The organism is Methylobacterium sp. WL103 (genome assembly GCF_008039885.1).
Classification (GTDB): Bacteria; Pseudomonadota; Alphaproteobacteria; order Rhizobiales; family Beijerinckiaceae; genus Methylobacterium; species Methylobacterium cerastii.
In genome coordinates this window covers 1-497 of sequence record NZ_VRUX01001248.1, presented here as the reverse complement: position 1 = coordinate 497, position 497 = coordinate 1, and the positions used below count along the sequence as shown (strand labels likewise).

Annotated in this window: 1 pseudogene; it reads left to right on the top strand. The window is 77.5% G+C overall.

From position 1 onward, the window contains the following. Nucleotides 1-497, top strand: a pseudogene (locus FV222_RS30450) (hypothetical protein); the annotation flags it as partial.

Here is a 497-nt window from a genome sequence, read left to right as displayed (position 1 = left end):
GCCTCGACGGCCGCGCCACCGCCCGGGTCGCCGACGCCCGGCTCGACGTCGACCTGAAGGATCTGTCCGCCCTCGACGAGCACCTTTCCGGCCGGGCGGGCCTCTCCGGCACGCTCTCCGGCAGCCTCGAACGGCCCGACCTGTTCGCCCTGATCAGCGCGGACCAGGCCAGCGGCATGGGCCGCCCCGTGCGGGCGCTGCGGATCGAGGCGACCCTCAAGGACCTGACCGGCGCCCTCGACGGCACGGTCGCCGTCGGCGGCACCGTCGGCGGCAAGCCGCTCCAGGGCGGCGCGCACCTCGCGCGCGCAGGGGCCGACTGGCGCCTCGACCGGCTCGGCCTGGGCCTCGGCTCGGTGAGCCTCGCCGGGAACGCCGCCCTCGACGCCGCGACCTGGCTGACGGAGGGCGCGGTCCAGCTCAAGGCCGGCGACCTCGACGACCTCACGCCGCTGGCGCTGACCCGGCTCACCGGCCGCCTCGACGCCGACATCGCC